Origin of the sequence: Nostoc sp. (assembly GCF_036917195.1) — a bacterium.
Lineage (GTDB): Bacteria > Cyanobacteriota > Cyanobacteriia > Cyanobacteriales > Nostocaceae > Nostoc.
This window is the reverse complement of record NZ_JBALDG010000080.1, coordinates 126,810-148,494: the sequence shown is the minus strand read 5'-3', so window position 1 is coordinate 148,494 and position 21,685 is coordinate 126,810. Positions and strand designations below refer to the sequence as shown.

The following is a 21,685-nucleotide window of genomic DNA, read 5'->3' as shown; positions in this document are numbered from 1 at the left end:
AAATTTTATCAACTATTTTTAACCTGTCACACATGAGGGAGAGGCAATAAATGTCCAACTTGCCATATATGTTCCCGCGAACTTACTTGAATAATCAGTTGAGCTATCCTGAACAAACCAGTCAGGAATCACTTTTTGCTGTGCAATTTTTTCTTCCAAGCCAATCTGTAGGGACAGATTTTCGTAAACAATGTTTGCTTTTGCAGTTTCCAGCATTTTTTCTACTAACTTATATAACCATTCCGCTCGAACAAACAGGTTATGATCTGGATGGTTGCCATAATTAAGTCCCACAATTATCACCACATATCCTTTGTGGCTTATTATCTTGTCCAGACAAAATTGAATAATTTCCTGCTCATCCTTGTGTTGTTGGCTTTCCTTATCAACGGTATGATATATCATCCCGCATAGCACCACTGCATCAAACTTTTTATTTTCTGTAGCAAGTTGACGCAGAAATACCCATAAGTCTTCGCATATAAAGGTTCTATTAGGGTATAGGTTTAAACAGTATTTAATGGCATATTCACTGTGATCTACGCCAACATAGTCGCATTGAGAAGGTAGATATTTGAGCAAAGCCCCATTCCCACAGCCCAGATCCAACAAAGAGAATGACCTTTCTTTAAAAGCATCCTCTAAAAAATCAATGAAGAGTGTATAACGGGTAGCATTTTCCGGCTGTTCAAAGTAGGAAAAATAGTCTGATTGAAAACGTTCTTCTTCAGACATTTTGCGCTCAGGGTAATTATCTTCCATATTGTATGGATGTTAAATGAATGGTGTTAAGAGCAGAAACTTGTAAACTACCTTCTCACTAAGGTTCTAGTGGTGGGTAAATTTCTCGCCTGCTTGACTATTTTACAAGTAATTCTACTTATTTAACGGTTGGGCACATCGGATTGTTGGCATTTTTGGCGGCATTAACAGCTACTTAACGCACTCAATGCCAACCATAGGCGCATAGTCAAGGAAATTCTACCAAAACTCTTGACCGTCCAAAGTCCAGTTGTGAATCAGTTAGTGAATATTCTCCCTAAAAAAGGGAGAATATTTTTTTCTCCTACGCTCTTTTTAAAGAGTAAATTCAGGCGACTACTTTGGGTATCCAAAGGGTTTTTGCACAGTACCTGTTTATGCAGCTTCTCCGACAGGAGAATGGCTGAAAGCAGAGGATGAGAATGGTTACAGCGACTAATGACTAATTACTAAACTGAACTCAGTTGTTTTTTCAGGATCAGCTTCTAGACTATCAGCTTCAGAAGGTGGAACCAACTGCCAGAATTTCGGTAAGAATTCTTGCCAGTTTTGCAGAATTTTCTTCGCCTTTGGTGAACCAGTGCGTTCGGCATGAGTTTGGATTAACTCTTGGAGTTGTTTTGCACCTGCTTCTGTAATCACTCGCTGGATTTTGACAATTTCCGGGTTGACTAACTCACGAAATGAGTCGTCTTCATCCAAGAAGTATGCCAGTCCACCAGTCATTCCAGCTGCGACATTACGTCCTACTTTACCGAGGACGACAATCACACCACCAGTCATATATTCGCAGCAGTGATCCCCAGCGCCTTCAATCACTGCTATGCCTTTGGAGTTTCTCACAGCAAAGCGCTCTCCTGCTAGGCCGTTGGCAAATAACATGCCACCAGTAGCACCATAGAGGCAAGTATTGCCAACTATCACGTTTTGTGATGCGTTATAGGTAGCATCAGTTGGAGGTTTGATGATGATTTCACCACCATGCATCCCTTTACCTACGTAGTCGTTTGCTTCTCCTTCTAAGGTGAGAATTATGCCTGGGAGGTTGAAAGCACCAAAGCTTTGCCCAACACTACCTGTAAAGTTGAGATTAATTTGTCCTTCAAAGCCGCTGTCACCGTATTGAGAAGCGATCGCTCCCGCTAATCTTGTGCCTACTGTTCTGTCAGTATTCACAATCGGGTAAGTCTTGGTGACAGTAGACTGGTTGCGAATGGCAGCTTGAATGTCAGGTTCAGCAAGGAATTTGTCATCCAAAACCACGCCGTTGCTGTGGACTTCTTCATGCACCAACCAGCTACGATTGTCTCTGCTATCTGGTAACTGAAGTAAACAGTTGAGATTGAGTGATTGCGTTTTGCTGAGTTTTGCCTCTTGGCGCAGTTGCAACAAATCTGCACGTCCAATGATTTCTGACAAAGAACGGTAACCTAGTCGTGCTAGCAAACTACGCACTTCTTCAGCGATGAAGTAGAAGAAGTTGACAACCTGTTCCGGTATTCCCGTAAACCGCTTGCGGAGTTCTTCTTTCTGAGTAGTAACACCCACAGGGCAGGTGTTCATGTGGCAAACTCGTGCCATAATACAGCCTTCGGCAATCATGGCGATGGAGCCAAAACCGAATTCTTCACCGCCCATCAATGCACCTATTACCACATCCCAGCCACTCTTAAGACCGCCATCCACGCGCAAAATCACGCGATCGCGCAGGTCATTTTCCATTAAGACGCGATGCACTTCACTTAAACCCAATTCCCACGGGGAACCAGCATGTTTAATCGAACTTAGTGGCGATGCACCTGTACCACCATCATGACCAGAAATCTGGATGATATCAGCGTTTGCCTTAGCGACACCAGCAGCGATCGTACCAATGCCAATTTCTGCAACTAGCTTCACCGATACCTTTGCTTTCGGATTAATTTGGTGCAGATCAAAAATCAATTGTGCTAGGTCTTCAATGGAATAGATATCGTGGTGCGGTGGCGGCGAAATCAGCGTCACACCTGGCTTGGAACGCCTTAACATTGCAATGTATTCGCTCACCTTGGGTCCTGGTAGTTGTCCACCTTCCCCAGGCTTGGCACCTTGGGCAATTTTTATTTCAATTTGTTTGGCGCTGCTTAAATACGCTGGCGTGACACCAAAGCGTCCTGATGCGACTTGCTTAATAGCACTAGAGGCGGTGTCGCCATTGTGCAATCCTTTCAAATGAGGTAGGGTTGGCGAGTGACCATCGTTTACATCATCTAGAACTATATAGCGCACTGGGTCTTCGCCGCCTTCCCCAGAGTTTGATTTACCGCCAATGCGGTTCATGGCGATCGCTAAAGTTTCATGGGCTTCTCTTGACAAAGCGCCTAAAGACATGCCACCGGTGCAGAAGCGCTTGACAATTTCAGATACTGACTCCACTTCTTCTATGGGAATCGGTGTGCGATCGCCTTGGAAGTCTAGCAAGTCCCGCAAGGCTGTTACTGGTCTGCCTTGGAGGTGCTTTTTGTAAACTTCGTAGTGGTCGTAGTTTTTATCATCTACAGCCTTATGCAGCGCCTTAACCATTTCTGGACTATTCATGTGGTACTCGCCGCCGGGACGGTACTGCACAAAGCCGAGGTTTTCTAACTTCTTGGTCGTCAATTCTGGGAAAGCCTTGCTGTGGAAGGAAAGTACTTCATCAGCGAGTTCGCTAACACTCAAACCACCAATGCGGGAAGTCGTACCTTGAAATCCTAGTTCTATTAAATCCCCACCGATGCCAATAGCTTCAAAGATTTGGGCTGCTTGATAGCTGGAGAGCAAAGAAATTCCCATTTTTGAGAGAATTTTTAGCAAGCCTGACTCTACCGCTTTGCGATAGTTTCCTAAAGCTTGCTCTATGGTGAGGGTAGGAATTTTCTTCACAGCCATTAACTTTTGGGTTTTGGGATCAATGCACCAATCACGCACCGTGTCCAAAGCCATATACGGGCAAACTGCACCAGCACCGTAGCCAATCAGACAAGCAAAGTGATGAGTACTCCAGCATTGGGCAGTATTGACAATTAAAGATGTTTTCATTCGCAACCCTTCACGAATCAGGTGGTGATGTACAGCACCCACTGCTAACAGGGGAGGAATGTAGGTATATTCTGTACTAATCCCTTCATTGTCCCCCTTATTATGAGTTGCTGGGATCTGGTCGCTTAATATTAAAATCTTTGCACCTGCCCGGACTGATTCAGCTGCTTGTGCTTGTAAAGACTGGACTGCGGCTTTCAATCCTTCGGGACCAGCGGCGATCGCAAATAGGGTTGATAACTCGGCTGTGGCAAATCCTGACAGCTTAATCGCCTCTAATTCAGCATCCGTTAACACTGGCGATTCCAGCTTCAATCTCCGAGCATATTCTGGCTTAGGTTCTAATAAGTTACCCCGCTCACCCAGTTCGACTTTCAAAGACATTACTAGCTTTTCCCGTAGCGGATCGATCGCCGGGTTCGTCACCTGAGCAAAGCGCTGTTTGAAATAGTCATAAAGCAGGTGGGGCTTTTGTGACAGCACTGCTAAAGGAATATCATCCCCCATACAGAAAGTCGGCTCTGAACCTGCGATCGCCATTGGGTGAATCACCATTTCTACATCTTCTGTGGTGTAGCCAAAGGCAGTTTGACGCCGAAGCAAGGTTTGTTTGTCAATTTGGTCAGTTGTACTATGCCCGTTACCATTTTCAGTAGCCAAATGTCCATTTCCATTCACGTCTGACGACTGACTACTGGCAATTTTTTTGAGTTCTTGACGGTGCTGTTGCAGCCATTCTCCATATGGGTACTGCTTGGCGATGCGCTGCTTAATCTCCCAATTCTTCAGCACTTCATGGTTTACTAAATCTACGGCAATCATTTGCCCTGGACCGAGTCTACCTTTCTCAACAATATTGGCTTCAGGAAAGTCCACTACACCAGCTTCGGAAGCTACGACAATATAGTCATCCTTGGTGATCACGTAGCGAGCTGGTCTTAAGCCATTACGATCTAGTGTTGCACCAACTTTTTTGCCATCGCTGAATACTAAAAGTGCTGGCCCGTCCCACGCTTCTTGCAGACCACTGTAATATTCGTAGAAATCGATAATTTCTGGAGAATCACGTAAAGAAGGCTGATTTTGGTAAGCCTCTGGAACCATAATCATTAAAGCTTCCAAGGGGCTGCGTCCAGAACGCACCAGCAATTCCAGTACGTTGTCTAGGGTAGCTGAATCGCTGTTATCAATATGAACTAATGGCTTGAGTTCATTGATGCGATCGCCCCATACAGGATGATTCAGGCTAGCTTCTCGTGCCATCATCCAGTTGATGTTACCCAACAAAGTATTGATTTCGCCATTGTGACCCAAAAGCCGCATTGGTTGAGCTAGGGGCCACTTGGGCATCGTGTTGGTACTAAAGCGGCGGTGATAGACAGCAAAGGCGCTTTTGTAAACCGGATTTTGTAAATCTTTATAAAATTCTCCCAATACGGCGGAACGCACCATGCCTTTGTAGACAATTGTGCGATTTGACAAGGAGCAGATATAAAATTCTTCTGAGATGTTGTTTGCTGCTTTACTAATTCGGCGGCGGCTAATATACAACTGTCGTTCCAATTCATCGCCACTTTTGTCAACAGAAGCTAGCAAAACTTGTTCAATCTGGGGTTGATTTTCTCTTGCTTGTACACCGAGTAAATCAGGTTGTACTGGGACTACTCGCCAACCCAGTACAATCAATTTTTCTTCAGCAGCTACTTGTTCAACTGTCGTCCTCGCTTTTTGTGCTGCTTCTTGGTCTTGTGGTAGAAAGATCATCCCTACAGCTATATTATTAGTGGATGAAAATTCCTTCCCTATTTGGGCAAAGTCTTGTTGGAACAACTCCCAGGGGATAGCTGTCAATACTCCTGCACCATCACCAGAGTCTCGATCAGCGCTACAACCTCCCCGGTGCTCTAAGCACGTTAAAGCAGCTAAGGCTTTTTCTACAATTTCATGGCTGGTATGATTCTGACGATGAGCAATAAAACCGACACCACAGGCATCTCGTTCCTCTACTAACCACTTTTGCCCCTGATAGGTATCTCTTGAGATTATATCCGCCGTGATTTTCTGGTCTTGATTCATCGGTTTATTATTCATACCCTGTTCCTGAAGTATTGAGTTACCAATTTTGCCACTACATTATTGGGAAAAATTTCTAAATTTAGCGATGGAGAAATATATAAGCACCGAAATTTAGGGAAAAAAAATTTTAACTTCGGTTTTACTTTATTAGTTCACCCGTGTTAAAATATTTGCGTATTTTTTATGTATTTATGCGGTGTTAGATAAGCTATCTCCGCCAAGACATGATTTTTGCCCTGACAGTTTCTTTTTTATATTGTGAAACTAAGTATTTTCTCAATTCCTTTTTTCCAGATGCACGCTAGCTACTCACAGAGCCTATTTCGGCTCACCTGAAACAAAATTAAAACTGAACGCTATCCTATGTTTTAAAGCCAAACTCATCCTGATCCGGCAATAAAATCAGCGTATTACAATATATACCCATTTGACAATTCCCAAATATTTTTGTTGTTGTCTGGAGTTTTGCTGCTTACCAATTGCCACATGCCTTACTATTAACTTGACCTTACTGAACTAGCAACACTAGCAACGTTCAGTGAGGATTGAATATCTTAATCCAGTTTTGATAACCAAGACTACCGTGTATAGTGTGGTTATAATTAGTGCTAGTTAAAACACTTGATTGCAGTGGCTTTGGCGTCTAAATAGTTTTTATTTCTAAAAGAGATAACTATCCATCATATATAATACCACGTTTTTTCAAAAATAAACTTATGTTTTTTATAGTTCCAAATAATTAGTTAGTTTATACCTTGGGTGATAGTTTTCAAAAGTACCTAGTAAATTATGGTAAAAATGCCGAATTATTGGCAATCAGGGATTAGCGAACGCAGATTTTTCCGGGCTACTGTCTCACCAATACTTTTAACAGTACTGTGGTTAACTACTACCTGTGCTACCAACGCCCAGGAGTCCCCGAAAACCATCAAATTAATCAGCAGGTTAATCTCACAGTCACCTGCACCCTTTTTAACAGGTGTAGCATCTTCTGGTAATCAAATTTCCCTCAATGGTCGTACTTTACCAGGAACTTGGTTGCAGCGACCTGAAAAATCTGGTCAGATCACAACTCATCTGAGTGACGGGGCATTTAGGCAATTAATTGGAGTTAATTTCTTAAACAGTACTAATTCAGGTAGGCAACCAGTACAGTGGTTTTCGTCGGTGACAACGCCACTAATTTTAGCCACCAAGCTACTAGGAGCATATCGCTATCTGGATATTACTAATTTTGCTCAAACATCTGGATGGCAAATCCAAGCCAATGGCAACATTTTAGTGATTGCTACTCCAAAGGCGCAAGTGACAAATATTGTTCAGAGTCAACAATCTTCAGACACGAGTGTAAATCCTTTGCAACAAGTTCGCATTCTTGTCGATTTAGATCGTCCAACTCCCTGGCAAGTTACACAAGGGTCAACTGTTAAAAAAATTCAACCTCCATCTTCTGATCCAGACACATTAATCCCCAAATCCACTGCACCAACAAATCGAGAGTGGACAGTTACTCTGGATGGAATAGCCGATCCCGTTTTGATAGAACGCTATACCCAGCAGCCACCAGCACCAACAGCAGCACCAGCAATATTACTGCCAAACCTGCTCAAACAATTATCACCAGCTATACCAACACAACCAATACTACCAGCACCAGCCCCTGAACCACTGATTCAACAAGTGCAGGTGGTGAACAACCAAACCATTATTTCTCTGAGTGTTCCCTTTGGTTTATCGCCTCAAGTTAGTACTGTCGGTAGCCCCAATCGCCTGATTATCGATATTCGACCCGATCCTTTAGAAGAACGAGATATTACTTGGGCCCCAGGATTGCGCTGGCGACAACATTATGTCAACTTAGGCACAGAACGCTTTCCGGTGGTCTGGTTAGAAGTTAATCCCCGTAAATTTTGGCTAACGTTGAAACCTATGTGGGCTAGCCCTGATGGGCTTGCGGGTACTGCTCCTTTAATTCAAACAGCACAACGTTACTTAGCAGTAGCTGGAATTAACGGTGGTTATTTTAACCGCAATAACAAATTGCCCTTGGGTGCAATTCGTCGGGATGGTCAGTGGTTATCAGGCCCCATTCTTAACCGAGGTGCGATCGCTTGGAATGATTCTGGCCAATTTTACTTCGGTCGTCTCACCTTGGAAGAAACTTTAATCACTGCAAATGACCAGCGCTTACCAATTCTGTTTCTCAACAGCGGCTACATCCAGAGCGGCATTGCTCGTTACACCCCAGCTTGGGGATCAACTTACACGCCCTTGACGGATAACGAAATTATCCTAGTGGTACAGAAAGACCAAATTATTCAACAGTTACCAGGCGGCAAAGTTAGTGAGACGGCGGTTCCGATTCCTCAGGATGGCTACCTACTAATCTTACGCGCCAACGCTGCTACTGCTGCCTCACAGTTACCTATTGGAACCGGAGTAACTATTTCCAGCGCCACTACTCCCACTGATTTTAGTCGTTATCCTCACATTATCGGAGCCGGGCCGCTATTAGTCCAAAATCGTCAAATTGTCCTTGATGCCAAAGCCGAAAAATTCAGCAATGCCTTTATTGCCGAAAAGGCTATTCGTAGCGGTATTTGCACAACGGCAACAGGTACACTGATGATTACTGCCGTGCATAATCGTGCAGGCGGTTATGGCCCTAATTTGGCAGAACATGCCCAACTGATGCAACTGATGGGCTGTGTCGATGCTCTAAATTTAGACGGTGGTAGTTCTACCAGCCTTTACTTAGGAGGGCAACTACTCGACCGATCGCCTAGTACCGCTGCTCGTGTTCATAATGGAATTGGTATTTTCCTGAAACCACGATAATCAGGGAGTAGGGAATAGGGAAGTGAAGTCTCTTAATCACCAATGTCCCATCTTTTTTTTTAAAGTTTAGAACAAGCTATCATTTTGCTTGATGAAGACTTGGTGTAGATACAAGAGTTTTAGTAGTGATGATTTACACCATTACGTCTGACTTTGCTATGTTTATCAAGGTGCGACATAATTGCTGATTTTCAACGTTGCAAAATAGCGCCAGATTTTTATCAATAGTTAAGAGTACCGACGGTTTGTTATGTCTTCAAATGAGGTAATTATGGCTCGATATCAAGAAACTACACAGACTGACACTCTCCACCTACCTTCAACTATCACTTCCAGAGGCGTTGCTGCAACTGAGTTACGTCCTTGGGGTGCTTTTACAGTTTTAGAAGAAGGGCGCGGATACAAAATCAAGCGCATCGAAGTTAAACCCGGACACCGCCTCAGTCTACAAATGCACCACCACCGCAGCGAACACTGGATTGTTGTATCTGGTACAGCTAGGGTAACTTGTGGTGAGCTAGAAGTACTATTGAGCAATAATGAGTCAACTTATGTACCCCAATGTACATCTCATCGTTTAGAGAATCCTGGCGTGATCCCCTTGGTGTTGATTGAAGTGCAAAATGGCGAATATTTGGGAGAGGATGACATCATTCGCTACCAAGATGACTATGCCCGTAGTAAGGATTAAAACCAAAAGAATGTTATTAAAGCTCTAATTCCAAAACTGAATAGATTTTTGGGCAAACCGTCTTTGGTAACTACTACACCCCAGATGTCCCTACCTAGTTAAGGTGGGGAGTGAAGCATGTTGTGCTATAAATGTAGTAATAGCGATCGCGCTCATGCCTTTGGTAATTTGGAATTTTACAAAAGCCAGGGTCAACCCATCTATAAGAAGATGGGATATTCTATTGCAAAAAACGAGTTCCATGATTCATCTGAGTCAAGCAGCCGTGAGTGAGATTGGGCGAATAAAGTCCAAGCAGCAGCCAAATGTCTTGTTTCGATTGGCAGTAAAACCAGGTGGTTGTTCCGGGTTTTTTTATGATATGTCCTTCGATGAAGCAATAAAAGTTGGCGACCAGGTTTTCGACTTGGATGAGATTCAAGTGGTCATAGATAAAGCAAGCTTAAATTACCTCAACGGTTTGAGGGTGGATTATTCAGAAGACTTAATGGGTGGTGGTTTTCGCTTCCACAACCCCCAGGCGATCGCTACCTGTGGCTGTGGCAATTCCTTTTCCATAACTAGTTAACAAATAATTACTAATTCGTAATTCCTAATGACCCTCTCTAGGAAACGCTGTTGCGTTCGCGGACTCTAACGTAATTAAAAAGCGGGTCAGAGTAAGAGATTTGGATTGAAGGTTGAGAAAGTTATGGTTGGGGTCTAAATCCTCATCCATAACGTAATCACGAATTGTTCATAGTCGTTAATTAGTGATCATTTGCCAATAATAAAGGAAAAATCACAATTGACATAAAACCATAAAAAACGATATAATCAGGATTTGTTAAAACTAAGACATATAAGCAGCTTTACGCGCTGTAACTCATGCCAACAATACAGCAGCTAATACGTAATGAGCGCGAACAAGCGCGTCAGAAAACCAAGTCCCCGGCTCTGAAGCAATGTCCCCAACGTCGGGGAGTTTGTACCAGAGTATACACTACTACACCAAAAAAGCCTAACTCAGCTCTACGCAAAGTAGCAAGAGTAAGACTTACCTCTGGATTTGAAGTTACAGCTTACATTCCAGGCATTGGTCACAACTTACAAGAACACTCTGTTGTGATGATTCGTGGCGGTCGGGTTAAGGACTTACCAGGCGTGAGATACCACATTATCCGTGGCACCCTAGATACAGCCGGAGTCAAAGACCGCAAGCAAGGCCGTTCCAAGTATGGAACCAAGCGTCCCAAAGAAGCGAAAAAATAAAATTAGGCGATTAATCGCATCCAACACGATTAATCGTCTAGCTAAGAAGCGCTGAAGGACAAAAAACTATCAGGGTCTGTGTTCTAACAGCAGTTATGAAGGCTGGTAAAGTCTGTTTCAAAAAATCAAGCAAGCTACACCTACACTAAGCGAGCAAGTGTAGAAGTTCTGAGGATAAGGCTGTAACTGACAGCATAATTCTCATCTGGACATTAAGGTTTACAATCTTGTCGCCTTGAGTATTTAGTTGCAGGTAGCAAGTCAAACAATTTTAGATTTGCGATTTTGGATTGGTCGAACCCACAAGGGGATAAGGCTTACAGACTGTTGATTTTTGATTTGTTCCGATTCTTGGGATCGGAACATATACCGAAAACTTTTAATCCAAAATCAAAAATCAAAAATCAAAAATTGGTAGTAGATAGGTCAGCCTCGCTGCAACTGTCGAAAAAAATGAGGAAGTCTGAGGGTTGGGTTCCACCACTTTTAGTTTCCGGTGTCTGATAGCATATAATTTCGTTCCCAATTCCGAATTAAAGGTGAAGTATGTCTCGTCGTGGTGTTATTCAAAGGCGCCCAGTTCCGTCTGACTCCGTATATAACAGTCGCCTTGTGAGCATGATTATCAGGCGGATCATGCGTCATGGCAAGAAATCACTTGCCGCACGGATTGTTTATGAAGCATTGAAAACTATTGAGGAACGCACTGGTAGCGCTGCCTTGGAAACCTTTGAAAGAGCAGTGCGAAATGCCACGCCTTTAGTAGAAGTAAAAGCTCGGCGAGTTGGCGGAGCAACCTACCAAGTACCAATGGAAGTGCGTTCAGAACGGGGTACTACCCTAGCACTGCGTTGGTTAGTGCAATATTCCCGGTCTAGACCAGGCCGAACAATGGCAAGCAAACTGGCAAATGAGTTAATGGATGCTGCCAACGAAACTGGAAATGCGATTCGGAAACGGGAAGAAACGCACCGGATGGCGGAAGCTAACAAGGCATTTGCACATTATCGTTACTAAGTAGAAAAACGATATATCGCCTTAGCAAAGCGTTATATCGTAGATTTACAAAAAAAAGACGGTTTTCCCTAAAAGTATAGAATCTTAACAAAGAGTAATATACAAGATATCATGAGGCAAAAACTATAGGAGGTAGCTGTGGCACGCACGATCCCGCTAGAGAAAGTACGCAACATTGGTATTGCGGCGCATATAGATGCGGGCAAAACAACAACAACAGAGAGAATACTATTTTACTCTGGGATAATTCATAAAATTGGCGAAGTTCATGAAGGAACTGCCGTCACAGACTGGATGGAGCAGGAGCGGGAGCGGGGAATTACCATTACTGCGGCTGCTATCAGTACCAGTTGGAAAGATCATCAAATTAACATTATCGATACTCCGGGTCACGTAGACTTCACAATTGAAGTTGAGCGTTCCATGCGCGTGTTGGATGGTGTAATCGCAGTATTTTGTTCTGTGGGTGGCGTGCAACCGCAGTCCGAGACAGTGTGGCGTCAAGCAGAACGCTACAAGGTTCCTCGGATAGCCTTTATCAACAAGATGGATCGGACTGGAGCGAACTTTTATAAAGTTCATGAGCAAATCCGCGATCGCCTGCGGGCGAATGCGATCGCAATTCAACTACCTATCGGTAGTGAAAACGACTTCCAAGGTATCGTTGACCTAGTACGGCAACGTGCGTATATTTACGCCAATGACCAAGGAACCGATATTCAGGAAACCGATATCCCGGAACAATTGCAAGCTCAAGTAGAAGAATACCGCACCAAGCTAATAGAAGCGGCGGCAGAAACCGATGATGCTCTGATGACTAAGTACTTCGATGGTGAAGAACTTACAGAAGAGGAAGTTCGGACTGCCCTACGTAAAGGCACAATTGCCGGGACAATTGTACCAGTACTTTGCGGTTCAGCATTCAAAAACAAAGGCGTGCAGTTGATGCTGGATGCTGTTGTAGATTACCTGCCAGCACCAAGTGAAGTGCCGCCAATTCAAGGCTTACTGCCGAATGGCGATACTGTTGAGCGGCGGGCTGATGACAACGAACCCCTAGCAGCTCTGGCATTCAAGATTATGGCTGACCCTTACGGTCGCCTCACATTTGTTCGCGTTTATTCTGGTGTCCTGAAAAAGGGCAGCTACGTTCTCAACGCTAGTAAGAATAAAAAAGAACGGATTTCCCGCTTAGTTTTAATGAAGGCAGATGATCGGCAAGATGTCGATGAACTGCGAGCAGGTGATTTGGGAGCAGCTCTTGGATTGAAAGACACCTTGACAGGTGACACGCTCTGTGATGATGCATCGCCAGTAATTCTGGAATCCCTATTCATTCCTGAGCCTGTGATCTCGGTAGCGGTTGAACCCAAAACCAAGAACGACATGGACAAACTGTCCAAAGCTCTGCAATCTCTCTCAGAAGAAGACCCCACCTTCCGTGTCCGCGTCGATCCGGAAACAAACCAAACCGTGATCGCAGGGATGGGAGAACTCCACCTAGAAATTCTAGTAGACCGGATGTTACGAGAATTCAAAGTGGAAGCGAATGTCGGTGCGCCGCAAGTAGCTTACCGTGAAACGATTCGGAAACGTGTCTCCAAAGTAGAAGGCAAGTTTATCCGTCAAAGTGGTGGTAAAGGTCAATACGGTCACGTTGTGATCGATTTGGAACCAGGAGAACCCGGTACTGGCTTTGAATTCGTCTCCAAAATTGTTGGCGGTACAGTACCTAAAGAGTATATTGGCCCCGCAGAACAAGGAATGAAAGAAAGCTGCGAATCAGGTGTCCTGGCTGGATATCCGTTGATTGATGTCAAAGCGACGCTAACTGATGGGTCATACCACGATGTAGACTCCTCGGAAATGGCTTTCAAAATCGCTGGCTCAATGGCGATGAAAGAGGCTGTGCTGAAAGCTTCACCAGTCCTCTTAGAGCCTATGATGAAAGTTGAAGTTGAAGTTCCCGAAGACTTTATCGGGAACGTCATTGGCGACCTGATCGCCCGCCGAGGGCAGATTGAAAGCCAAAGCACTGAACAGGGACTCGCTAAGGTCGCATCCAAAGTTCCACTAGCGACCATGTTTGGCTACGCCACTGATATTCGGTCTAAAACGCAGGGTCGAGGTATCTTCACGATGGAGTTCAGCCACTACGAAGAGGTGCCTCGCAGCGTAGCTGAAACTATCATTGCTAAAAGCAAAGGGAACGCTTAGTTAAAATAAGGAAATGAGCATTCATGGCACGCGCAAAGTTTGAAAGGAATAAACCCCACATCAATATCGGTACCATTGGCCACGTTGACCACGGTAAAACCACGTTAACAGCAGCCATCACTATGACCTTGGCGGCTATGGGTCAGGCTGTAGCTAAGGGCTACGATCAAATCGATAACGCGCCAGAAGAAAAGGCACGAGGTATTACCATCAATACCGCTCACGTTGAGTATGAAACTGCTAATCGGCACTATGCTCACGTAGACTGTCCTGGACACGCTGACTATGTGAAGAACATGATCACCGGCGCTGCTCAGATGGATGGTGGCATCCTCGTAGTTGCTGCTACGGATGGTCCTATGCCCCAAACCCGCGAACACATCCTGTTGGCAAAACAGGTAGGCGTTCCCAGTCTGGTTGTCTTCTTAAATAAGGAAGACTTGATGGATGACCCAGAACTCTTAGAACTAGTGGAACTAGAACTAAGAGAATTGCTTACCAGCTACGATTTCCCTGGCGATGATATCCCCATTATCAAAGGATCTGGTCTGCAAGCTCTGGAAGCTATGACCAAGAATCCCAAGACCCAACGGGGTGAAAATGAATGGGTAGACAAAATCTACGAATTAATGGATGCTGTAGATTCTTTCATCCCTACCCCTGAGCGGGACGTGGATAAACCCTTCCTGATGGCTGTAGAAGACGTATTCTCCATCACAGGTCGTGGTACTGTCGCCACTGGTCGGATTGAGCGGGGTATAGTCAAAGTCGGCGATAACGTTGAACTAGTGGGTATCAGAGATACTCGCGCCACTACCGTAACTGGTATTGAAATGTTCAAGAAGAGTCTTGACCAAGGTATGGCTGGGGATAACGCCGGCGTATTACTCCGGGGTATCCAGAAGGCTGATATTGAACGAGGTATGGTCATCGCCAAACCAGGTTCAATTAAACCTCACCTTCAATTTGAAGGTGAAGTGTACGTCCTAACCGAAAAAGAAGGTGGCCGCAAGACTCCATTTTTTGCTGGCTACCGTCCCCAGTTCTACGTACGGACAACGGATGTAACCGGCACGATTAAAGCCTTCACTGCTGATGATGGCACTGAGGTGGAAATGGTGATGCCAGGTGATCGCATCAAAGTGACAGTAGAATTGATCAACGCGATCGCTATTGAACAAGGAATGCGCTTCGCTATCCGCGAAGGTGGGCGCACCATCGGTGCTGGTGTCGTCTCCAAAATTCTAAAATAGCACCTTTTGGCTCATAACAAAGGAGCAGAGATGGTATAATGCCTCTCTGCTCCTTTCTCTTCCCTCTATAAATAAGGTAATAGGTTACAGCGGACAAGATAATAGTTTTCTGTAACCTTTACCCTGCAACTACATCCCCTAATTACGCAGAACCTGGACAATTAAAGATGGCAACTCTACAGCAGCAGAAGATTAGAATTCGCTTACAGGCTTTTGACCGACGCTTATTGGATACATCTTGCGAGAAGATTGTAGACACAGCTAACCGTACCAATGCTACAGCCATAGGCCCAATTCCTTTACCAACAAAACGCCGGATCTATTGTGTGCTGCGATCGCCTCACGTAGATAAAGATTCACGAGAACACTTTGAAACCCGTACTCATCGCCGGATTATTGACATTTACCAGCCCTCTTCTAAGACTATCGATGCTCTGATGAAATTGGATCTACCATCGGGTGTGGATATCGAAGTCAAACTTTAATTAGTCATTAGTCATTAGTACTCAGACAAATGATACTAGTATGAATATTTACATAGCCCTGAAGAAATATATCTCAGGGCTTTTATTTAGCTAGGAAACAAATGATAGAATGTAGACAAAGAGCGGGAAAAGCAGAGAAAAATAAATTTTAAAGATTAAGTTTATACCAAGGTAATAATGACATCATCTTCTAAAATTGCAGTTCGTGAACTACCTCTGTTCCCGTTACCTGAACTAGTTCTGTTTCCTACCAGACCATTGCCTCTGCACATCTTTGAATTTCGCTACCGAATCATGATGAACACGATTTTGGAAAGCGATCGCAGGTTCGGTGTTTTAATGGTTGATCCAGTCAAAGGTACAATTGCAAACACTGGTTGCTGTGCGGAAATCGTTCATCATCAACGGCTACCTGATGACCGAATCAAGATGTTGACTTTAGGGCAGCAAAGATTTCGTGTATTAGAGTATGTTCGTGAAAAGCCATACCGCGTTGGCTTAGTTGAGTGGATTGAAGACCAACCACCAATTAAAGATTTGCGTCCTTTGTCAACTGAAGTAGAACAACTACTGCGAGATGTTGTGCGTCTATCAGCCAAATTAACCGAACAAAATATCGAACTACCAGAAGATTTGCCTGACCTACCAACAGAGTTATCTTATTGGGTAGCCAGTAACCTTTATGGTGTCGCCCCAGAGCAGCAGTTATTGTTAGAAATGCAAGATACTGCAACTCGTCTAGAGCGGGAAGCAGAAATTTTAACTTCTACTCGGAATCACTTGGCAGCTCGTGCTGTTCTCAAAGACACATTTAATGAAAAGTGATCAGTAGTCATCAGTTAGAACTTGTGGCAAATAAGGAATGATTAAACAGCGCTGATCGGCAAAACATTGTAAGCGCCAAAAATTTTTAAAATCTCTGTGTGGATAGTTAATTCTGCTAAAGCAGATTGCATTTGTGCTTCCTTGGCATCCGCTTCTAGATCCATGAAAAACAAGTATTCGCCTAGCGATCGCTTCGTTGGACGAGATTCAATCCGGCTGAGGTTAATCCCTAACTGAGCAAATATTTGCAAAGGTTTGACCAATGCTCCGGGTGTGTTGGCAGGCATACTAAAAGCCAGCGATGTGTGACTGGCAGGTGTTGTTGATGCCTGGTATCCAGCCTCCGCTTCACCCTGACTTACTACCCAAAAACGAGTAAAGTTTTCTGGATAGTCGTTGATGTTACTGGCAAATATGGGCAGGTTGTAAAGTTGAGCTGCTCTACTAGAGGCGATCGCTGCTATTGTTGTGTTTTGTTCCAATCCCTGTAGCGCTTCGGTTGTAGAATTGCTGGGAATAATCTCTACAGTCGGAAGAAACCGCTCTAACCATCTCTGGCATTGTCCCAAAGCATTCGGGTAAGAGTAAACAGTTTTAATTTTATCTAAGCTAGAGGCGCAGGAAATTAACATATGGGCAATGGGTAATACCAAAGCCAACTGAATTTGCAAGCTGTCCAACCGCCATAGTGTATCCAGTGTGGTGGTAACACTCCCTTCAATAGAATTTTCCACTGGCACAACAGCCAAATGAGCTTGACCATCAGCAACGGCGTGTAGTGACTGCGAGATGGTGGGATAGGGACATAACGTAGCTTCAACTCCCGTACTTTTAGTTAGCCAGTTGACATAAAAAACAGCTGCTTGTTCTGTGTAAGTGCCGGGAGGCCCTAAATGTGCAATCAATATAGTCATGTGTTTATTAATTATCTGTTCAATTTATAGATTATATAGTGAGTAAACCCAGCCTTTCTTTATTGACCGAGAATATTGCTTTAATTTGAATTCATTTAATTACGTATCAGTCTTTTAGGTAGTGTAATTATACAGTTTATAACTATACAACAGTGTGGGTGCTTGACTAAGTAGAGCAAATGTACTAGCTTAATTTCAGTAGTTATTTCAGTGAGAAATCAAGATTATGAAGTTCTCTTACACAATTCTTTATGTAAAGGATGTTGCCCAATCGGTCGCTTTTTATGAAAAGGCGTTCGGACTAAAACAGCAGTTTATTCACGAGAGCAAACAATACGCCGAGATGGAAACGGGTGGAACAACTCTCGCTTTTGCCTCAAATGAACTTGCAAAATCTAACCTTCCTCAAGGATTCCAAGAAAACAATCTGTTAAATCTACCTGCTGGTATTGAGGTTGGTTTTGTAACAGACGATATAGTAGTAGCTTTGTCACGTGCCATAGAAGCTGGTGCTGTGGTCGTTGTAGATGCCAAAGTTAAGCCTTGGGGACAAACAGTGGCTTATGTCCGTGATTTAGATGGAATTATTGTTGAAATTGCTAGTCCAATGTAAACTAAATTAAAAAAAATAAACATAATAAATTAATCAATAATAGAAGTATCAAACAATTACTTTCTTCAATTCATGGCTACCAAGTTTACTGCCTCCCAATCAGTGGAAATTGCTGTTCCAGAGCAGCCTATTCCCATTCAGCATTACTTGCGTCAGCCTCAGCGTCTGGTTAAGGCTTTGGTTGACAACAGCCGGATTGAGCAGCTTTCTGAGGAGGTATTTCGCTTGAAAATGCGTCCGCTGACTTTTATGTCATTAAGTATTCAACCTACTGTAGACATGAGAGTCTGGGCAGAATCAAACGGAATAATTTATTTGCGATCGCTAGGCTGTGAAATTCTGGGTTTCGAGTATATTAACCAGCGCTTTACTCTCAATTTAAAAGGGTATTTATCTCCCAAAGAGTTTAGCACTGGCACTCGCCTGCAAGGAAGAGCTGATTTAGAAGTGCTGGTGGATTTGCCACCGCCATTTTCTTTCACTCCTAAGCCGATTTTAGAAGCTACAGGCAATGGTTTACTCAAAAGCGTGCTGTTGTCGGTCAAGCAACGGTTATTAAATCAACTTTTGGCGGATTATCGCTACTGGGTGATATCACAAACCAAAGATAGAGGACTTGACGGTGACACTACTGAATTGCCAATCCTGAATCCTGAGTAATGATTTAATTCACTCAACACTCGGTACTTTGATTTGGCAAGGATGAAAAGACTGACGATGTAGAGGCGATGACCCATATTGTTGCAAAGCCAGCAAATGCTGCTGGCTACCATAACCCTTGTTACGCTCCAGGTTGTACATAGGGTATTTTAATGCTAGACGCATTACCAGCTCGTCACGCCAGACCTTAGCAACAATACTAGCAGAGGCAATAGTGAGCGATCGCTCGTCTCCTTTAACTATTGTTTGCTGCGGCAATAGCAAGTCTTTTATTGACTGATTGCCATCAACCAGGCAGAGTGCAGGCTGTACCTTTAACTTCAGCACAGCCCGCTTCATTGCTAACAGTGTCGCTTGCAAAATATTTATCTTGTCAATTTCAGCAGTAGAAGCAAACCCAATTTTCCAGTCTATAGCCAGCCCACAAATTTGCTGTGCTAGTTGAGTTCTCCGAGAACTAGACAACTTTTTACTGTCTTTAATTTTAGCTGCCATTAGTATTGGCAAAGCATGATCTGGTAGGATCACTGCTGCCGCCACCACAGGGCCAAATAGAGCACCTCGCCCGACTTCATCCACACCTGCAACCAATCCTGGAATCGCTGACAAAGTAGAAAACTCTAGCCAACTGGATTGTTCCAAGGGCGTTGGCGACGTTTCTACCATAAAGCAAATTAATTATCCTCGATCGCTGAAGAACGACGGCGGCGGCGACGGCTGGCAGTGGCGGTGCTGTTCGCATCACTTTCATCTGCGATCTCGTTGGCGGCGGAGGCTTTCGCAGACAAGCGATCCGTTGGGTTCGCAGTCAACTCCGATGGTTCAGTTGTCTCTTCTATCAAAGGTTTTTGTTCTGGTTCAATAACTTTTGGTGTTAGTATCTTGCTTGCGGTTACTTCGGGTGTTGCTTTTTGGGCAATAGTTGATTCTGAGGTTGATTCAGTTGGGGTCGTTGGCTGTTGACCAGGCTGAATCACATTAATGATCACAGATTTGGTATTTTTAACTTCTTGCTCTAACTTCACCAAAGGAGAGATTCCCATCAAGGCAAACATATCTTGTTCTTGGAGGTTCATTTCTACAGTTCTAATCTCCGGTGGTTCTACCACTGGTTTAACTGGTTCTGCCTTGATAATTTTAGTGCGCTCTACTCTTTCACTCCAACCTGGTTTACCAAGGGTGGGTAAGGGGATCTCTGGTACAATTCCTAGTTCTGGTTCCACATCAAGGTCTAAGTCTGGCTCGTTGACAAAAGCCAGTGGATTGGCAATAACCCGAGCTTCATCTTTCCCGTTTAACCCATTGATGCCAATTCGACTACGGCGAGTGCGGGTACGACGCTTATTATCATTAAGTTCTTGATAACTAGGATGATTGATCAGATTTAGGTTACTTAATTCTGAGTCACCCTCAAATGCTTCCCCAAATCCATCATAGGTTTCTCGTGGTTCTGGGATGCGGGCAGATGGCTGACGTGGTTCTCTGTGAGGTAGGGATACAAAACGCTCACGCTCTGGTGTTTCTGCTGGTATTGGCAATCGGTTTTCGATTTCTCCAGGCAGACGCACAGTATGTCCTAAACCGCCGCAGGTAGGGCAAGTTTCACCAAACAATTCGTAAATATTTTGACCCTGACGCTTGCGGGTCAGTTCTACCAAACCCAGTTCGGTGAGTTGGGCAATCTGGGGACGAGCTTTGTCTGCTTTGAGTGCTTTATTAAAGTGTTCGAGAACTTGCAGTTGATCACGTCGCGATTCCATATCAATAAAATCAACGACGATTACCCCAGCGATATTCCGCAGACGCAACTGGCGAGCAATTTCTGTTGCAGCTTCGCAGTTTGTCCACAAAACTGTTTCTCTAGCTGTTGCCGATCGCGTAAAGGAACCTGAGTTAACATCGATTACGGTTAATGCCTCCGTCGGCTCGATGACGACGTAACCTCCAGAAGGTAGGTCTACTCTCGGTTTAAGGGCTTCTCTTATCGCAGCACTGATGCGGAAGTACTCTAAAATTGGGGAGCGATCGCGATGATGGTCAATCAACAATCCTTGCGGTGTTTGACCTCCACTCCAGTTCTGCAAGTACTGCTTTACACGCTTTAAACCAGTACTAGAATCTACAACAATCCGATTTACATCTGCGCCGTACATATCCCGCAATACGCGCTGGATAAAGTCATCGTCCCGATTGAGCAGTGCTGGAGGCCGGGTGGAATGGGCTTCCTGCTGGATAGCCTCCCATTGCTTTTGCAGCACCTCCAAATCTTCCATAATCGCTTCTTCTGGTTTGCCTTCGGCTTCTGTACGCACGAGCAAACCCATTCCCGCCGGTTTGACCAAAATTGCCAGTGCCCGCAAGCGGTTGCGTTCACTTTCACTTTTTATCCGTCGGGATAAATTTACGCCCCTACCATAGGGCATTAATACTACATAGCGTCCAGGTAAGGTGATATTACCCGTAAGCCTGGGCCCTTTTGTCCCTGTTGGCTCTTTCATTACTTGCACCAAAACTTTCTGCTGTGGTGTAAGTAGTTCTGTAATTGCCGCAGCGGTACGCTTTAGCTTCAATGGTCCTAAGTCGGTGACGTGAATAAAACCGTTGCGCTCTGGGTCACCAATATTGACAAAAGCCGCATCTATCCCAGGCAATACATTTTCTACTACTCCTAAGTAGATATCACCTATTTGGTGATGACCGGTAGCAACAACGAGTTCCTGTATTTGATCTTCAGAAAAAACAGCAGCAATTTGGTGCTGCTCCGCGATGATAATTTGTTTTGGCATTCAATTTCCTCAAAAATTGGCAGCACCAATAGGTCTGGAGGTTTGTTATACCTTTGTTGCCCCTGCAACCCTCAAAAGGCGCTACTGGTAATAAAAATCGTAACCCGATGTTCTAAGTTAAATAGCTATTGGCGCTCTTAAGAGCGTTTTCACGGCGGATTATTCCAGAACGGCTGCATGTTTAAGCAATTAAATCAACTGTCCGTGGTTGATTTGTGATGCAATACCCTCAATAAA

Annotated in this window: 16 protein-coding genes; 11 read left to right on the top strand and 5 right to left on the bottom strand. The window is 44.2% G+C overall.

The window, feature by feature from the left end; all coding sequences use genetic code 11:
- Window positions 1-18 precede the first annotated feature (18 nt).
- A complete protein-coding gene (locus tag V7K40_RS28755) occupies window positions 19-762 on the bottom strand; it encodes a methyltransferase domain-containing protein (protein ID WP_334965809.1) in 744 nt (247 codons plus the stop codon).
- 435 nt (window positions 763-1,197) lie between these two features.
- Window positions 1,198-5,913, bottom strand: coding sequence for a glutamate synthase large subunit (gene gltB, locus V7K40_RS28750; RefSeq protein WP_334965807.1), 4,716 nt, complete (start codon window positions 5,911-5,913; stop codon window positions 1,198-1,200).
- A 783-nt stretch (window positions 5,914-6,696) separates the two neighbouring features.
- Between gltB and V7K40_RS28745 the strand changes: the two genes are divergently transcribed.
- The 9 genes from V7K40_RS28745 (at window position 6,697) to V7K40_RS28705 (ending at window position 16,475) form a co-directional block, all read left to right on the top strand.
- On the top strand, window positions 6,697-8,736 hold the full coding sequence (locus V7K40_RS28745) for a phosphodiester glycosidase family protein (protein WP_334965805.1): 2,040 nt from the start codon (window positions 6,697-6,699) through the stop codon (window positions 8,734-8,736).
- 271 nt (window positions 8,737-9,007) lie between these two features.
- On the top strand, window positions 9,008-9,427 hold the full coding sequence (locus tag V7K40_RS28740) for a cupin domain-containing protein (RefSeq protein ID WP_334965886.1): 420 nt from the start codon (window positions 9,008-9,010) through the stop codon (window positions 9,425-9,427).
- Between the two features lie 241 nt (window positions 9,428-9,668).
- Complete coding sequence (locus V7K40_RS28735) at window positions 9,669-9,995, top strand: iron-sulfur cluster assembly accessory protein (RefSeq protein WP_273763825.1); 327 nt, start codon at window positions 9,669-9,671, stop codon at window positions 9,993-9,995.
- Window positions 9,996-10,294: 299 nt separating this feature from the next.
- Window positions 10,295-10,678, top strand: a complete 384-nt coding sequence (gene rpsL / locus V7K40_RS28730; RefSeq protein ID WP_012410236.1) for a 30S ribosomal protein S12 — start codon at window positions 10,295-10,297, stop codon at window positions 10,676-10,678.
- A 546-nt stretch (window positions 10,679-11,224) separates the two neighbouring features.
- Window positions 11,225-11,695, top strand: a complete 471-nt coding sequence (gene rpsG, locus V7K40_RS28725) for a 30S ribosomal protein S7 (RefSeq protein WP_273763823.1) — start codon at window positions 11,225-11,227, stop codon at window positions 11,693-11,695.
- 138 nt (window positions 11,696-11,833) lie between these two features.
- Entirely contained in the window at window positions 11,834-13,912 is a 2,079-nt protein-coding gene (gene fusA / locus V7K40_RS28720; protein ID WP_334965803.1) for an elongation factor G, read from the top strand.
- A gap of 23 nt (window positions 13,913-13,935) precedes the next feature.
- A complete protein-coding gene (gene tuf, locus V7K40_RS28715; RefSeq protein ID WP_334965801.1) occupies window positions 13,936-15,165 on the top strand; it encodes an elongation factor Tu in 1,230 nt (409 codons plus the stop codon).
- A 167-nt stretch (window positions 15,166-15,332) separates the two neighbouring features.
- Window positions 15,333-15,650 carry a 30S ribosomal protein S10 gene (rpsJ, locus tag V7K40_RS28710; RefSeq protein WP_008232935.1) on the top strand — a complete coding sequence of 106 codons (318 nt, stop codon included), beginning with the start codon at window positions 15,333-15,335 and terminating at the stop codon, window positions 15,648-15,650.
- A gap of 177 nt (window positions 15,651-15,827) precedes the next feature.
- Complete coding sequence (locus V7K40_RS28705; protein WP_334965799.1) at window positions 15,828-16,475, top strand: LON peptidase substrate-binding domain-containing protein; 648 nt, start codon at window positions 15,828-15,830, stop codon at window positions 16,473-16,475.
- 41 nt (window positions 16,476-16,516) lie between these two features.
- Here V7K40_RS28705 and pheA read toward each other — a convergent pair whose 3' ends face one another.
- The gene (pheA, locus tag V7K40_RS28700; RefSeq protein WP_334965797.1) at window positions 16,517-17,389 is read right to left on the bottom strand and encodes a prephenate dehydratase; all 873 of its coding nucleotides are present in this window, start codon (window positions 17,387-17,389) and stop codon (window positions 16,517-16,519) included.
- 226 nt (window positions 17,390-17,615) lie between these two features.
- Between pheA and V7K40_RS28695 the strand changes: the two genes are divergently transcribed.
- Together V7K40_RS28695 and V7K40_RS28690 are read left to right on the top strand one after the other, a co-directional pair.
- Window positions 17,616-18,002: a VOC family protein gene (locus V7K40_RS28695; protein WP_334965795.1), complete on the top strand. Its 387-nt coding sequence runs from the start codon at window positions 17,616-17,618 to the stop codon at window positions 18,000-18,002.
- Window positions 18,003-18,074: 72 nt separating this feature from the next.
- A complete protein-coding gene (locus V7K40_RS28690; RefSeq protein WP_334965791.1) occupies window positions 18,075-18,662 on the top strand; it encodes a DUF1997 domain-containing protein in 588 nt (195 codons plus the stop codon).
- Between the two features lie 9 nt (window positions 18,663-18,671).
- Here the strand turns inward: V7K40_RS28690 and V7K40_RS28685 are convergent, their stop codons facing one another.
- A complete protein-coding gene (locus tag V7K40_RS28685) occupies window positions 18,672-19,328 on the bottom strand; it encodes a ribonuclease HII (protein ID WP_334965789.1) in 657 nt (218 codons plus the stop codon).
- Window positions 19,329-19,336: 8 nt separating this feature from the next.
- Window positions 19,337-21,448, bottom strand: a complete 2,112-nt coding sequence (locus V7K40_RS28680; RefSeq protein WP_334965788.1) for an Rne/Rng family ribonuclease — start codon at window positions 21,446-21,448, stop codon at window positions 19,337-19,339.
- Between the last annotated feature and the right edge of the window lie 237 nt (window positions 21,449-21,685).

What these genes read in the sequence shown, in the direction of transcription:
- rpsG (WP_273763823.1), top strand. Translation starts at nt 11,225, where the DNA reads ATGTCTCGTCGTGGTGTTATTCAAAGGCGCCCAGTTCCGTCTGACTCC.
- V7K40_RS28685 (WP_334965789.1), bottom strand. Translation starts at nt 19,328, where the DNA reads ATGGTAGAAACGTCGCCAACGCCCTTGGAACAATCCAGTTGGCTAGAG.
- gltB (WP_334965807.1), bottom strand. Translation starts at nt 5,913, where the DNA reads ATGAATAATAAACCGATGAATCAAGACCAGAAAATCACGGCGGATATA.
- V7K40_RS28735 (WP_273763825.1), top strand. Translation starts at nt 9,669, where the DNA reads ATGATTCATCTGAGTCAAGCAGCCGTGAGTGAGATTGGGCGAATAAAG.
- V7K40_RS28680 (WP_334965788.1), bottom strand. Translation starts at nt 21,448, where the DNA reads ATGCCAAAACAAATTATCATCGCGGAGCAGCACCAAATTGCTGCTGTT.
- V7K40_RS28690 (WP_334965791.1), top strand. Translation starts at nt 18,075, where the DNA reads ATGGCTACCAAGTTTACTGCCTCCCAATCAGTGGAAATTGCTGTTCCA.
- V7K40_RS28740 (WP_334965886.1), top strand. Translation starts at nt 9,008, where the DNA reads ATGGCTCGATATCAAGAAACTACACAGACTGACACTCTCCACCTACCT.
- pheA (WP_334965797.1), bottom strand. Translation starts at nt 17,389, where the DNA reads ATGACTATATTGATTGCACATTTAGGGCCTCCCGGCACTTACACAGAA.
- V7K40_RS28745 (WP_334965805.1), top strand. Translation starts at nt 6,697, where the DNA reads ATGCCGAATTATTGGCAATCAGGGATTAGCGAACGCAGATTTTTCCGG.
- rpsL (WP_012410236.1), top strand. Translation starts at nt 10,295, where the DNA reads ATGCCAACAATACAGCAGCTAATACGTAATGAGCGCGAACAAGCGCGT.
- rpsJ (WP_008232935.1), top strand. Translation starts at nt 15,333, where the DNA reads ATGGCAACTCTACAGCAGCAGAAGATTAGAATTCGCTTACAGGCTTTT.
- V7K40_RS28695 (WP_334965795.1), top strand. Translation starts at nt 17,616, where the DNA reads ATGAAGTTCTCTTACACAATTCTTTATGTAAAGGATGTTGCCCAATCG.
- V7K40_RS28755 (WP_334965809.1), bottom strand. Translation starts at nt 762, where the DNA reads ATGGAAGATAATTACCCTGAGCGCAAAATGTCTGAAGAAGAACGTTTT.
- V7K40_RS28705 (WP_334965799.1), top strand. Translation starts at nt 15,828, where the DNA reads ATGACATCATCTTCTAAAATTGCAGTTCGTGAACTACCTCTGTTCCCG.
- tuf (WP_334965801.1), top strand. Translation starts at nt 13,936, where the DNA reads ATGGCACGCGCAAAGTTTGAAAGGAATAAACCCCACATCAATATCGGT.